12 protein-coding genes are annotated in these 13,899 nt (G+C 61.3%); 9 read left to right on the forward strand and 3 right to left on the reverse strand.

Annotation, left to right across the window (positions count from 1 at the left end):
* Positions 1–13 precede the first annotated feature (13 nt).
* A complete protein-coding gene (locus Q8Q83_RS05415; RefSeq protein WP_305621816.1) occupies positions 14–691 on the reverse strand; it encodes a TIGR00153 family protein in 678 nt (225 codons plus the stop codon).
* 112 nt (positions 692–803) lie between these two features.
* On the opposite strand from Q8Q83_RS05415, the gene Q8Q83_RS05420 reads away from it, so the two are divergent.
* Complete coding sequence (locus tag Q8Q83_RS05420) at positions 804–2,168, forward strand: inorganic triphosphatase (RefSeq protein ID WP_305621818.1); 1,365 nt, start codon at positions 804–806, stop codon at positions 2,166–2,168.
* A 52-nt stretch (positions 2,169–2,220) separates the two neighbouring features.
* On the opposite strand, the gene Q8Q83_RS05425 is transcribed toward Q8Q83_RS05420, so the two are convergent.
* Both Q8Q83_RS05425 and Q8Q83_RS05430 read right to left on the reverse strand, forming a co-directional pair.
* On the reverse strand, positions 2,221–3,315 hold the full coding sequence (locus Q8Q83_RS05425; RefSeq protein WP_305621820.1) for an extracellular solute-binding protein: 1,095 nt from the start codon (positions 3,313–3,315) through the stop codon (positions 2,221–2,223).
* A 174-nt stretch (positions 3,316–3,489) separates the two neighbouring features.
* Positions 3,490–4,866: a glutamine synthetase family protein gene (locus tag Q8Q83_RS05430; protein ID WP_305621821.1), complete on the reverse strand. Its 1,377-nt coding sequence runs from the start codon at positions 4,864–4,866 to the stop codon at positions 3,490–3,492.
* 276 nt (positions 4,867–5,142) lie between these two features.
* On the opposite strand from Q8Q83_RS05430, the gene Q8Q83_RS05435 reads away from it, so the two are divergent.
* From Q8Q83_RS05435 to Q8Q83_RS05470, 8 genes are all read left to right on the forward strand, one after another.
* The gene (locus tag Q8Q83_RS05435) at positions 5,143–5,895 is read left to right on the forward strand and encodes a gamma-glutamyl-gamma-aminobutyrate hydrolase family protein (RefSeq protein WP_305621823.1); all 753 of its coding nucleotides are present in this window, start codon (positions 5,143–5,145) and stop codon (positions 5,893–5,895) included.
* 43 nt (positions 5,896–5,938) lie between these two features.
* Positions 5,939–7,297, forward strand: coding sequence for a glutamine synthetase family protein (locus Q8Q83_RS05440; RefSeq protein ID WP_305621824.1), 1,359 nt, complete (start codon positions 5,939–5,941; stop codon positions 7,295–7,297).
* Between the two features lie 62 nt (positions 7,298–7,359).
* Entirely contained in the window at positions 7,360–8,733 is a 1,374-nt protein-coding gene (locus Q8Q83_RS05445) for an aspartate aminotransferase family protein (protein ID WP_305621826.1), read from the forward strand.
* Positions 8,734–8,896: 163 nt separating this feature from the next.
* Positions 8,897–9,991 (forward strand): polyamine ABC transporter substrate-binding protein, encoded by a 1,095-nt coding sequence (locus tag Q8Q83_RS05450; protein ID WP_305621827.1) that lies wholly within the window; start codon positions 8,897–8,899, stop codon positions 9,989–9,991.
* A gap of 73 nt (positions 9,992–10,064) precedes the next feature.
* The gene (locus Q8Q83_RS05455) at positions 10,065–11,156 is read left to right on the forward strand and encodes a polyamine ABC transporter substrate-binding protein (RefSeq protein WP_305621828.1); all 1,092 of its coding nucleotides are present in this window, start codon (positions 10,065–10,067) and stop codon (positions 11,154–11,156) included.
* A 53-nt stretch (positions 11,157–11,209) separates the two neighbouring features.
* On the forward strand, positions 11,210–12,352 hold the full coding sequence (gene potA / locus Q8Q83_RS05460; RefSeq protein ID WP_305621830.1) for a polyamine ABC transporter ATP-binding protein: 1,143 nt from the start codon (positions 11,210–11,212) through the stop codon (positions 12,350–12,352).
* Positions 12,353–12,378: 26 nt separating this feature from the next.
* Positions 12,379–13,260 (forward strand): ABC transporter permease subunit, encoded by an 882-nt coding sequence (locus Q8Q83_RS05465; RefSeq protein ID WP_305621834.1) that lies wholly within the window; start codon positions 12,379–12,381, stop codon positions 13,258–13,260.
* An 82-nt stretch (positions 13,261–13,342) separates the two neighbouring features.
* On the forward strand, positions 13,343–13,899 hold a 557-nt coding region (locus Q8Q83_RS05470), incomplete at its 3' end, for an ABC transporter permease subunit (protein WP_305621832.1).

Below are 13,899 nucleotides of genomic sequence, written 5' to 3' on the forward strand. Positions count from 1 at the left end.
AGGACACTGGCGCCTAGCGCGCCAGCAGTTGTTCCAGTCGGTTGCCGACTCGTTCGGCACGGTCGGCGACATCGCCGATCCACTCGATGATCTGATAGAGAAACATCACATCGACTGGAGGAAGGTCCTTTTCCAGTTTGAACAGCGCACGACGTACTTCGATTTGCAGCTTGTCGGTGTCGCGTTCGATCTGCTCCAGCTCCATGACCATGGATTCGACCAGCGCCGCTTCGCGGCCACCGAAGCCGGTTTCCAGCAGTTCATCCAGCTCGTTCATGGCTTTCAGCGCCTGGGCGCTGGCATCCACGGTGCGCTGCACAAAGGTGCGTATCAGCGGCTGCAGGCTCTGCGGAATGGCCATTTCGCGGCCTAGCATCAGGCCGGCGATGTCCTTGGCGCGGTTGGCGACTTTGTCCTGTACACTCAGCAGCTCGAGCAGATCCGAGCGCGGTACGGGCAGAAACAGGCTCTTGGGCAGGTGCAGACGCACGCTCTTCTTGAGCTTGTCGGCCTCCTGTTCCAGGCTGGCCATTTCCTGCTGGACTTGTTCCACCTTGACCCAATCCTCAGCCATCACGGCCTCGAAAAAGGGCACCAGATTCGCCGCGCACTCGTGGGCTTTGGCGAAGTGTTTCTGCATCGGCCCGATGGGTGAGCGGCCAAACAGACTGGCAAATGGATTGACTGGCATAGGGTGAGCCCCGGCGTTAAGAAGGCGGCAAGTATACGGATCAGTCCACAGGCTCGCCAGCGCAGGTAATCGGACTGTCACATTTTCATAGTAGGCGTTGAACCCCACCATCATGAACAAAGAAACCGAAATCAAATTGCGGGTCAGTCGCGAAACCCTTGAGGCCCTGCGCGATCATCCGTTGCTGAAGAAGCGCAACAAGACTGGCTGGCAGCGGCACGAGCTGTTCAACCAGTACTTCGATACCCCCGAGCGCGATCTGGCCGAGGCCAAGGTCGCCCTGCGCGTGCGCCGTGACGGTGAGCAATTTATCCAGACCCTGAAGACCCGCGGCCACAGCGTCGCCGGGCTGTCCGAGCGCAACGAGTGGGACTGGCCCCTGGCCAAGGCCAAGCTGGACATCAAGAAGCTCTCTGCCGAGTGCTGGCCGGCCAGCCTGGCCGAGCTGGACAAGAAGCAGCTGGCGCCGATCTTCAGTACCGACTTCGTCCGCGAGAAGGCCGATATCGCCTGGGGTCGCGGCAAGGCCCGCGTGGTGATCGAAGCCGCACTGGACCTGGGCAAGGTCGTCGCTGGTGAAGGCGAAGAGGAAATCTGCGAGCTGGAGCTGGAACTGCGTGAAGGCGACCCGGCCGCGCTGCTGGAGCTGGCCGCCGAGTTGGCCGCCGACCTGGCGCTGATGCCCTGCGATATCAGCAAGGCCGAGCGTGGTTACCGCCTGTTCGACGCCGGCAGCTACAACCTAAGCCTGCCAGTGCCACAGCTGAATGCCGAAATGGCGCTGGACGACGCCTTCGCCGCCCTGGCCTGGCATCTGCTCGGCAGCAGCCAGCGCCTGGCCGAGCAATACCGCTTCAACGGTCACTGGCGCTTGCTCGGCGAGTGGCTGGAGCAGCTGGTGGGGCTGCGCGCCCTGCTCGGCAGCCTCGGTCAGGCCGCGCCGCGGGCCAGCAGCCATGAGTTGCGCCAGTTGCTCGACGCGCTGTTGCAGGACTGGCGTCCACGGCTGCAGGCCGGTCAGCTGGACGATAGCGCGCGGCAGAATGCCCTCGCGCAGTTCGCCGCCGAACTGCAAGGCACGCGCTGGGGGCTGTTCTCCCTGAATACCTCGCGCTGGTTGCTGGCACGCAGCTGGACGGTCGAGCGCAACAACCGCGGCAACCGCCAAGGCGCCGCGCCCCTGGGCAACTGGTTGCCGACGCTGATCGCCGAGGAGGGTGCGGCCCTGCAATTGCGGCGTTATCAGCAGCAGCCGGAAGACCTGGCCGAACAGCTGCCGCGCATCGAGCGGCTGCTGGTCTGGCTGCACCTGGCGCGCACTGTGTTGGAAGTGGCGGAAGTCGACCGCCTGTACGGTGAGCTGAACAAGCTCGGCGAGCTGGCCCATCAGGCCATCGACCCTGAGGTGCTGCAGGCGCGTCAGGCCCAGGTGCTCAAACTGGGTTCCCTGAAGACCTGGCGCCAGCTGGTCAAATAACGCCCGCCTAAGCTGGCGGCGCCCTGCCGCCAGTTCCCCTTAGCCACCGTCCTTAGCCGCCGTTGCGAAAGCGCGTCCATACCGCATCCAGGGTCGCCTCATGCTTCTCCGGCAAGGTGTCCAGGGCATGCAGGCGGCGCTTGGTGTCGCGATCCGGGTAGAGGCCCGGCTGATTGCGCAGGCCTTCATCGAGGAACACCTTGGAGTCGCTGTTGCCGTTGGGGAACAGCGTCTCGCTGGTGATCAGGGCGGCCACCTTGGGCTGCATCAGGTAGTCGATAAAGCGGTGGGCCAGATCGGCGCGTCGGGCGCTCTTGGGAATTACCAGGCTGTCGATAAACAGCGTCGAACCTTCATCGGGCACCACGAAGCGCACCGGCTGCCCGGCATCGGCGGCCGCCAGCGCGTCGCCGACCCAGGCCATGGCCACGCACAGCTTGCCTTGGCCGAGGTCCTCGATATAGCGCTGGCTGTCGATATAGCGCAGGTTGGGGCGTAGCCCGTCCAGCACCTTGCTGGCGCGTTGGATGCGGCTCGTGCCGCTACGCGCCAGGCTGTGGCCCTGGTAGTTGAGCAGCAGCGCGAGGGTTTCCTCGGGGGCATCCAGCACGCTCATCCCGCAACTGGCCAGGCGCGCGCTTTGCTCGGCATCGAACAGCAGACTCCAGCTATTGGGCAGCGGCCCGCCGAAGGCGGCTTCGGCTTGCGGCACGTTGATCGCCAGGCCGACCGCGCCCCACAGATAGGGCACGGCGTGGCGGTTGCCCTGATCCAGGGCCGCCAGGGTGCTGAGCAGCTGTTTGTCGAGATGCTGGCGGTTGGGCAGCAGGCTGAAATCCAGGGGTTGGATGCTGCCGCTCTTGATCAGGGCGGGCAGGTCGTTGTGCGACGGCACGGCGATGTCGATGGCTTCGTCGCCGTGGAGGAGGGTCTTCAGCTCGTCGCTGGTGCTGAAGGTGCGGTATTCGACGCGGATGCCGGTCTCGGCCTCGAAGTCCTTGAGCACCTGGGGGGCGATATAGTCGTTCCAGTTATAGACGCGGATGACCTCGTCCGTTTTCTCGACCTTGGGGCCGGTTTCAATCGTGTCGGCGCTGGCCAGCAAAGGTGTCAGTGCGAACAATAGTGATGCAAACAAGCGAGGCATGGGTGACTCCCGGCGTTGGTTGATTTCTTGTCACGTGACGCGGTTTTGCGTTGTCGCCAGCGAATTCGGCACAGCAGTATCCCGGCGCAAGCAAAAGGTGCGACTCAGGGCAGGGGTCGTGCGCGAGGTGCCGGATAAAACGACGCCGGCACATGGCCGGCGTCGGGGGTTGCGTCAAACGGTATGCAGGTACCAGTTGTACTCGAGGTCGGAGATTGAATTCTCGAACTCGGCCAGCTCGCTTTCCTTACAGGCAACGAAGATATCGATGTACTTCGGATCGATATAACGGGCCAGTACTTCGCTGTCGTCCAACTCGCGCAAGGCGTCACGCAGGTTGTTCGGCAGGCTCTGCTCGTTCTGCTCGTAGGAGTTGCCCTCCACCGGTGCGGTCGGCTCGATCTTGTTGGTCAGGCCGTGGTGCACACCCGCCAGCACTGCCGAGAGCAGCAGGTAGGGGTTGGCGTCGGCGCCGGCGACGCGGTGTTCGATGCGCACGGCATCGGCGGTGTCATTCGGCACGCGCAGCGCTACGGTGCGGTTGTCGATGCCCCAGCACGGCGAGTTCGGCACATAGAACTGCGCGCCGAAACGGCGGTAGGAGTTGACGTTCGGGCAGAGGAAGGCCATCGACGCCGGCATGGTTTCCAGCACGCCACCAATGGCGTGGCGCAGCGCGTCGTTCTGTACCGGGTCGTCGCAGGCGAAGATGTTGTTGCCCTGCTTGTCGAGGATCGAGATGTGCACGTGCAAACCGTTACCCGCTTGGTTCGGGTAGGGTTTGGCCATAAAGGTGGTGTCCATCTCATGGTCGTAGGCGATGTTCTTCACCAGGCGCTTGAGCAGCAAGGCATAGTCGCAAGCCTTGATCGGGTCGGCGACGTGGTGCAGGTTGACCTCGAACTGCGCCGGGGCGCTTTCCTTGACGATGGCGTCGGCCGGGATGCCCTGCTCCTTGGCGCCTTCCAGTATGTCCTGCAGGCACTCGGCATATTCGTCGAGGTCGTCGATCAGGTACACCTGGGTCGACATCGGACGCTTGCCCGACAGCGGCGACAGCGGCGGTTGCGGGCGGCCATTCACGTTGGCCTGGTCGATCAGGTAGAACTCCAGCTCGAAAGCGGCGCAAATAGTCAGGCCCAGCTCGTCGAACTTCGCCACGACCTGGCGCAGCACTTCCCGCGGGTCGGCGAAGAAGGGCTCGCCTTCCATTTCGTGCATGGTCATCAGCAGTTGCGCGGTCGGGCGCTTCTGCCAGGGTTCATTGCTCAGGGTGTTGGGGATGGGGAAGCAGATCCGGTCGGAATCGCCGATATCCAGACCCAGGCCGGTGCTTTCCACCGTCGCACCGTTGATATCCAGGGCGAATAGAGAAGCCGGCAGATTGATGCCGCGCTCGTAAACCTTGTGGAGGCTTGCGCGCTCGATACGCTTGCCGCGCACCACGCCATTCATATCTGCAATAAGAAGGTCGACGAACAGGACCTCAGGATGTTCCTTAAGGAACGCGTTCGCTTCGTTAAGCTGAACGGCACGCGGGGGTACCGACATGATGCAACACCTTTTTTGTTAAAAATATCAATCATGCAACTGCACAGGTATGAGTCAATCTTAAACACCCGGTGCTGTCAAGAGAACGACATATTGCCCTAAAAGGGGGGCTCTTGGCCAATTTTAGGGCGTTACGGGGCGGCATAAGGCTACCGAACCCCTTGGCTGTCGGGCTGCTCAGTGGGGTGTGTTCAATTTTTTACATGACTATTGTGAAAAAAAATGAACAAGGCTAAGCTCGGCTCAAACCCATAACAGCAATAAAACGGGTGTCTCATGTCGCGCCAGCCGATAATCGGCGTTAGTGCCTGCACCAAGCAGATCGGGCACAACATCTACCACACCGCCGGTGACAAGTACCTGCAAGCCATAGTGCATGTCGCGGGTGGTATGCCGTTGATCGTTCCCGCGCTGGGTGCTCAGGTCGATCAGGCCTACCTGCTGCAGCAGCTCGATGGGCTGGTCTTCACCGGCTCGCCGTCGAATGTCGAACCCCATCATTATAGTGGCGTCGCCAGCGAGCCGGGCACCGCCCATGATGCCGCGCGTGACAGCACGACCCTACCTCTTATTAAAGCAGCTATTGCCAGTGGCGTGCCGGTACTCGGCATCTGCCGCGGTTTTCAGGAAATGAATGTGGCCTTCGGCGGCACCCTGCACCAGCAGGTGCATGCGCTCGAGGGTTATATGGATCACCGCGAGCCCGAAGGCACCCCCGCGCAGCAACAATATGGCCTGCGTCACGCGCTGCATGTGCAGCCGGGCGGGCTGCTCGCCGGCATCGGCTTGCCGGACGAGATTCAAGTCAATTCTATTCATGGCCAGGGCGTTGAGCGTCTGGCGCCGGGCCTTCGAGTTGAAGCACTGGCGCCTGACGGGTTGATCGAAGCCTTCTCCGTCGAAGGTGTGCCAAGCTTCGCGCTGGGGGTGCAATGGCATCCCGAGTGGCAGGTAAGATCCAACCCGAATTATCTCGCCATCTTCCAGGCCTTTGGTGAGGCTTGCAGGAAGAGGGCGGGGCAACGCTGAGCCGTCTATATATAAGGCGGCTTCTACCAACCCTGAGGTCTCTATGAGCACCAAACTAGACCAGCTTTCGAGCTGGCTGAAAGAACGCAAAATCACCGAAGTTGAATGCCTGATCAGCGATCTTACCGGGATTGCCCGCGGTAAGATTTCGCCGACCAACAAGTTCCTCGACGAGAAAGGCATGCGCCTCCCCGAGAGTGTGTTGCTGCAAACCGTGACCGGCGACTACGTCGAGGACGAAATTTATTACGACCTGCTCGACGAGGCGGACATCGACATGTTCTGCCGCCCGGACGAGAACGCCGTATTTCTGGTGCCTTGGGCCGTAGAGCCGACCGCGATGGTGATTCACGACACCTTCGACAAGCAGGGCAACCCGATCGAGCTGTCGCCGCGCAACATCCTCAAGAACATCCTCAAGCTGTATGCCGACAAGGGTTGGAAGCCAATCGTCGCGCCGGAAATGGAGTTCTACCTGACCAAACGTTGCAGCGATCCGGACTTCCCGCTGGTCGCGCCCATGGGCCGTTCCGGTCGCCCGGAAGTCGGTCGTCAGTCGTTCTCCATCGACGCCGCCAACGAATTCGACCCGCTGTTCGAAGACGTCTACGACTGGTGTGAAGTCCAGGGCCTGGACCTCGATACGCTGATCCACGAAGACGGCCCGGCGCAGATGGAAATCAACTTCCGGCATGGCGAGGCCCTGCACCTGGCCGACCAGATCACAGTGTTCAAGCGCACCATGCGCGAAGCGGCGCTCAAGCACGATGTGGCGGCGACCTTTATGGCCAAGCCGATCACCGATCAGCCGGGCAGCGCCATGCACATCCACCAGAGCGTGGTGGACATCAAGACCGGCAAGAACCTGTTCTCCAATGCCGATGGCAGCATGAGCCAGCTGTTCCTCAACCATATCGGTGGCCTGCAGAAGTACATCCCCGAGCTGTTGCCGCTGTTCGCCCCCAACGTCAACTCGTTCCGCCGCTTCCTGCCGGATACCTCGGCGCCGGTGAACGTCGAGTGGGGCGAAGAGAACCGCACCGTGGGCCTGCGCGTGCCGGAAGCCAACCCGCAGAACCGCCGCGTGGAAAACCGCCTGGCCGGTGCCGATGCCAACCCCTACCTGGTGCTGGCGGCCTCGCTGCTGTGCGGCTATATGGGCATGGTCGAGGACCTCAAGCCCAGCGCACCGGTCAAGGGGCGTGGCTATGAACGGCGCAACCTGCGTCTGCCGATCACCATCGAGCACGCGCTGGAGCGCATGGAAGCCTGCAAGGACGCGGAGAAGTACCTGGGCGAGAAGTTTATCCGTGGCTATGTCGCGGTGAAACGCGCCGAGCACGAGAACTACAAGCGTGTGATCAGTTCCTGGGAACGCGAGTTCCTGCTGCTGTCCGTTTGATGCAAGGGGTGCCGGCGCGCGATGCGCCCGGCACCCGACAATTGTGCCCCGTTGAGGTGGATATGAGTAAGCCCGTGCAAAACCCGAAAACCCGCGAGTGGCAGGCCATGAGCCGCGACCATCACCTTGCGCCGTTCAGCGACTTCAAGCAGCTGGCGGAAACCGGGCCGCGCATTATTACCAAGGCCGACGGCGTCTACCTGTGGGACAGCGAAGGCAACAAGATTCTCGATGGCATGGCGGGTCTCTGGTGCGTCGCCGTCGGTTACGGCCGCAAAGAGCTGGCTGACGCGGCGTTCAAGCAGATGCAGGAACTGCCCTACTACAACATGTTCTTCCAGACCGCCACGCCACCACCGTTGGAACTGGCCAAGGCGATTGCCGAGCTGGCCCCGGAAGGCATGAACCACGTGTTCTTCACCGGTTCCGGTTCGGAAGGCAACGACACCATGCTGCGCATGGTGCGCCATTACTGGGCGATCAAGGGGCAGCCTGCCAAGAAGGTGATCATCAGCCGGGTCAACGGCTACCACGGCTCCACCGTCGCCGGCGCCAGCCTGGGCGGCATGAAGTACATGCATGAACAGGGCGACCTGCCGATTCCCGGCATCGTGCATATTCCCCAGCCATATTGGTTCGGTGAAGGTGGCGAGATGACCCCGGAAGCCTTTGGCATCTGGGCGGCGGAGCAGTTGGAAGCGAAAATTCTCGAAGTCGGCGAAGCCAATGTCGCCGCCTTTATTGCCGAGCCGATCCAGGGCGCCGGCGGCGTGATCATTCCGCCCGACAGCTACTGGCCGAAGATCCGCGAGATCCTCGCCAAGTACGACATCCTGTTTGTCGCCGATGAAGTGATCTGCGGTTTCGGCCGCACCGGCGAATGGTTCGGCAGCGATTACTACGGCCTCCGGCCGGACATGATGACCATCGCCAAGGGCCTGACCTCGGGCTATATCCCCATGGGGGGCCTGATAGTGCGCGACGAAGTGGTCGAAGTGCTCAACCAGGGCGGCGATTTCAACCACGGCTTCACCTACTCCGGGCACCCGGTAGCGGCGGCGGTGGCCTTGGAAAACCTGCGCATCTTGCGCGAAGAAAAGATTGTCGAACGGGTCAAGGCAGAAACGGCACCCTACTTGCAAAAGCGTCTGCGCGAGTTGGCGGACCATCCGCTGGTGGGCGAAGTACGCGGCGTCGGCCTGCTCGGTGCGATCGAACTGGTGCAGAACAAGGCCAGCCGCGAGCGTTTCCCCGGCGATGTGGGCGTGGGCATGATCTGCCGCAGTCACTGTTTCAGTAACGGCCTGATCATGCGCGCGGTGGGCGACACCATGATCATTGCCCCGCCCCTGGTCATCAGCCAGGCGGAGATCGACGAGTTGATCAGCAAGGCGCGGCACTGCCTGGACTTGACCGCCCAGGAGGTCTTGGGCTGAGCCAGGCAGGGTTTAAAGGCTTTAAGTTGTAACGTCGGAAAGTTGTAAAGAGTGATCTGTCCTTGCCAGACTGCGCCAGTGCGCTAGCCAGGCTCGCCGGAAGGTGCTGCAGATGGGCTGCGCCACCCGCTGGAAAACCATTACGACAACAGGAGCTGTAAGCATGAAAACATTCGGCAAAACCCTTCTCGCGTTGTCCCTGGCAGGCGCCTTCATTGGCGTGGCCCAGGCCGAGGAAAAAGTGCTGCACGTTTACAACTGGTCGGACTATATCGCCGAAGACACCATCGCCAACTTCGAGAAAGAAACCGGCATCAAGGTGGTTTACGACGTCTTCGACAGCAACGAAACCCTGGAAGCCAAACTCCTGTCCGGTGGTTCGGGCTACGACATAGTCGTGCCGTCCAACCAGTTCCTCGCCAAGCAGATCAAGGCGGGCGTGTTTCAGAAGCTCGACAAGGCCAAGTTGCCGAATTGGAAAAACCTCAACCCGGACCTGATGAAGGCGCTGGACAACGCCGACCCGGGCAACCAGTACGCCTTCCCCTACCTGTGGGGCACCACCGGCATCGGTTACAACCCGGCGAAAGTCAAAGCCGCGCTGGGCGTCGACACCATCGACTCCTGGGACGTGATCTTCAAGCCAGAAAACATGGCGAAGCTCAAAGCCTGCGGCGTGTCCATGCTCGACGCACCGGATGAGATCTATGCCGCCGCCTTGCATTACCAAGGCCTGCCACCGAATGCGAAAAGCGCCGAAGACGTGAAGAAGGCCGAAGAGTTGCTGATGAAGGTGCGTCCTCACATCACCTACTTCCACTCCTCCAAGTACATCTCCGACCTGGCCAACGGTGACATCTGCGTAGCCCTGGGCTGGTCCGGCGACATCTTCCAGGCGCAGGCGCGTGCCGAGGAGGCCAAGAACAACGTACCGGTGGCCTACGCCATTCCGAAAGAAGGCGCCGCGTCCTTCTTCGACATGATGGCGATTCCGGCCGATGCCAAAAACGTCGAGGCCGCGCACATGTTCCTCAACTACATCCTGACCCCGGAAGTGATAGCGCCTATCTCCAACTACGTCGCCTACCCGAACGGCAACGCGGCCGCCACGCCGCTGGTGGACGAGGCCATCCGCAACAACCCGGGCATCTACCCGACCGAGGAGGCCAGCAAGAAGCTCTACACCTTCTCCGAGCTGAGCCCGTCGGTACAACGTGCCATCACCCGCAGCTGGACCAAGGTCAAGTCGGGTCGTTAAGTTCTAAAGCAGTACCAGGCGTGTGCCGGCCGGTCCGGCACACGCCACACCACACAATAATAAGGAAGGCTTTATGCGTCGTATCACCGTGCTGGCCGGCGTGCTCGCTGCCGCTAGCGCTCTATCCACAGCCCAGGCTCTTGAGCGCACGCTCAAGGTCTACAACTGGTCGGACTATATCGCCACGGACACCTTGGCCAAGTTCGAGAAAACCAGTGCCATCGAGGTTGTCTACGACGTTTTCGATTCCAACGAAACCCTGGAAGGCAAGATGCTGGCTGGCCGTAGCGGCTATGACCTGGTGGTGCCGTCCAACCATTTTCTCGGCAAGCAGATCAAGGCGGGGGCGTTCCAGAAGCTCGACCGCAGTCAGCTGCCGAACTGGCCAAACCTCGACCCGGCGCTGCTCAAGCAGCTCGAAGCCAACGACCCGGGCAACCAGTACGCCGTGCCTTACCTGTGGGGCACCAACGGCATCGGCTACAACGTCGAGAAGGTCAAGGCGGTGCTGGGCGTCGACTCGATCGACTCCTGGGCCGTGCTGTTCGAACCGGAAAACATGAAAAAGCTCGCCACCTGCGGCGTGAGCTTTCTCGATTCGGGCGACGAGATGATTCCCTCGGTACTCACCTACCTGGGCCTCGACCCCAATAGCAAGCACCCCGAGGATTACGCCAAGGCCGAAGCCAAGCTGCTGGCCGTGCGTCCCTACGTGAGTTACTTCCACAGCTCCAAGTACATCGGCGATCTGGCCAACGGCAATATCTGCGTGGCCGCCGGTTTCTCCGGCGACGTGCTGCAAGCCGCCGACCGCGCCGCAGAGGCCGGCAAGGGCGTCGAAATCGCCTATGCCATCCCCAAAGAAGGCGGCAACCTGTGGTTCGACATGCTGGCCATTCCGGCCGATGCCAGTAACCCCCAGGAAGCCCACGCCTTTATCAATTATCTGCTGGAGCCGGCCACTATCGCCGGGGTCAGTGATTATGTCGGCTATGCCAATCCCAACCTAAAGGCTGGTGAGTTGATGGATCAGGGCATACGCCACGACGATGCGGTTTACCCACCGCAAGCGGTTCTGGACAAGCTGTTTATCTCGGCGGAGTTGCCGGTAAAGGTTCAACGCCTGATGACCCGAAGCTGGACCAAGGTCAAGTCAGGCCAGTAATTTCAAACGCCAGGCCGTTGTGGTCGGGCGCTACTTTTGCGGGAGTTTTGGTAATGGCAGTTGCTTCTAGTGCCTATAAAAAGGTCCTTGAGGGTGATCAGCAACCGAAAGAGGTGCTGGTCAAAATCGAGCGCGTTACGAAGAAGTTCGATGAAACCATCGCGGTCGATGATGTTTCCCTGACCATCAACAAGGGTGAGATTTTCGCCCTGCTCGGTGGTTCCGGTTCGGGCAAGTCCACCCTGCTGCGCATGCTCGCCGGGTTCGAGCGGCCGACCGAAGGGCGCATCCTGCTCGATGGTGAGGACATCACCGACCTGCCGCCCTACGAGCGGCCGATCAACATGATGTTCCAGTCCTACGCCCTGTTCCCGCACATGACCGTGGCGCAGAACATCGCCTTCGGCCTCAAGCAGGACAAGATGTCTGCCGCTGACATCGATGCGCGAGTGGCCGAGATGCTCAAGCTGGTGCATATGACCCAGTACGCCAAGCGCAAGCCGCACCAGCTCTCCGGTGGCCAGCGTCAGCGCGTGGCCCTGGCCCGCTCCCTGGCCAAGCGGCCGAAACTGCTGTTGCTCGATGAACCCATGGGCGCATTGGACAAGAAACTGCGTTCGGAGATGCAACTGGAACTGGTACAGATCATCGAGCGCGTCGGCGTGACCTGCGTCATGGTGACCCACGACCAGGAAGAGGCCATGACCATGGCCCAGCGCATCGCCATCATGCACCTGGGCTGGATCGCCCAGATAGGCAGCCCGGTGGACATCTATGAAACCCCGACCAGCCGCCTGGTCTGCGAGTTTATCGGCAACGTCAACCTGTTCGACGGCCAGGTGGTGGATGACGCCGAAGGCCACGCGGTGATCGACAGCCCGGACCTGGAGCGCAATATCTTCGTCGGCCACGGCGTCACCACCTCGGTGCAGGACAAGAGCATCACCTACGCCATCCGCCCGGAAAAACTCCTGGTCACCACCGAGCAGCCGACCTGCGACTACAACTGGTCGCGCGGCACCGTGCACGACATCGCCTACCTGGGCGGCCACTCGGTGTTCCACGTCGAGCTACCCAGCGGCAAGATCGTCCAGTCCTTCGTCGCCAACGCCGAGCGGCGGGGCACGCGGCCGACCTGGGATGACCAGGTCTACGTCTGGTGGGAGGACGATAGCGGGGTGGCATTGCGCTCATGAACATTCTCCAAAGCCTCAATCGCCGCCTGCCCAGGGGCCGTCACGTCGTGATCGGCGTGCCCTTCCTGTGGCTGTTTATGTTCTTTCTGCTGCCCTTCATCATCGTGTTGAAGATCAGCTTCGCCGAAGCCGATGTTGCCATCCCGCCGTACACCGACGTGTACACCTGGGCGGAAAACAAGCTGGCGATCTTTATCAACCTGAGCAACTACATCTTCCTCAGTGAGGATGCGCTGTACCTGGCCGCCTACCTCGGCTCCTTGAAGATGGCCACCGTCAGCACGCTGATCTGCCTGGTGGTCGGTTTCCCCATGGCCTATGCGATTGCCCGGGCCGACAAGGAAAAGCAGATGGTCTTGCTGCTGCTGATCATGATGCCGACCTGGACGGCGATCCTGATCCGCGTGTATGCCTGGATGGGCATTCTCAGCAACAACGGCCTGCTCAACAGCGTGCTGCAAGGCATCGGCCTGATCGACGAGCCGCTGCAGATCCTCAACACCAACATCGCGGTCTATATAGGGGTGGTGTACTCCTACCTGCCGTTTATGGTGCTGCCGCTGTTCGCCAACCTGGTCAAGCACGACCCGAGCCTGCTGGAGGCCGCAGCCGACCTGGGTTCGAGCACCTACAACAGCTTCTGGAAGATCACCGTGCCGCTGGCCAAAAACGGCATCATCGCCGGCTGCATGCTGGTGTTTATCCCGGTGGTCGGCGAGTTCGTGATTCCTGAGCTGCTCGGTGGCCCGGAAACCCTGATGATCGGCAAGGTGCTGTGGCAGGAGTTCTTCAACAACCGCGACTGGCCGGTGGCGTCCGCCCTGGCGGTGGTGATGCTGGCGATCCTGATCATCCCGATCATTCTGTTTAACCGTAACCAAGCGAAGGAAATGGAGGGTCGGCCATGAAGCAGTTCCCCCAGATGAAGCCGATCATTCTGTTTGACCGGCTTATAACCCAGAGCCGAGCGAAAGAGATGGAGAACCGTCCATGAAGCGTTTTAGTTTCTCCAACTTTATGCTGTGGGCCGGCCTGGGCTTTATCTACCTGCCGATGCTGATCCTGGTGATCTACTCGTTCAACGCTTCGCGCCTGGTAACGGTATGGGGCGGCTGGTCGTTCAAGTGGTACGCCGGCCTGCTCGACAACAGCCAGCTGATGGGCTCGGTGATGCGCTCCCTGGAAATCGCCTGCTACACCGCGATTGCCGCGGTGATCCTGGGCACCATGGCCGCCTTCGTGCTGACCCGGGTCACCCACTTCAAGGGCCGCACCCTGTTCGGCGGCCTGGTCACCGCGCCGCTGGTGATGCCCGAAGTGATCACCGGTCTGTCGCTGCTGCTGCTGTTCGTGGCCATGGCGCAACTGATCGGCTGGCCAGCCGAGCGTGGCATTCTGACCATCTGGATCGCCCACACCACCTTCTGTTCCGCCTATGTGGCGGTGGTGGTGTCGTCGCGTCTGCGTGAGCTGGATATGTCCATCGAGGAAGCGGCCATGGACCTGGGCGCGAAACCCTGGAAGGTGTTCTTCCTGATCACCATCCC

Source organism: Pseudomonas sp. (assembly GCF_030696055.1).
In the GTDB taxonomy this organism is placed as follows: domain Bacteria; phylum Pseudomonadota; class Gammaproteobacteria; order Pseudomonadales; family Pseudomonadaceae; genus Aquipseudomonas.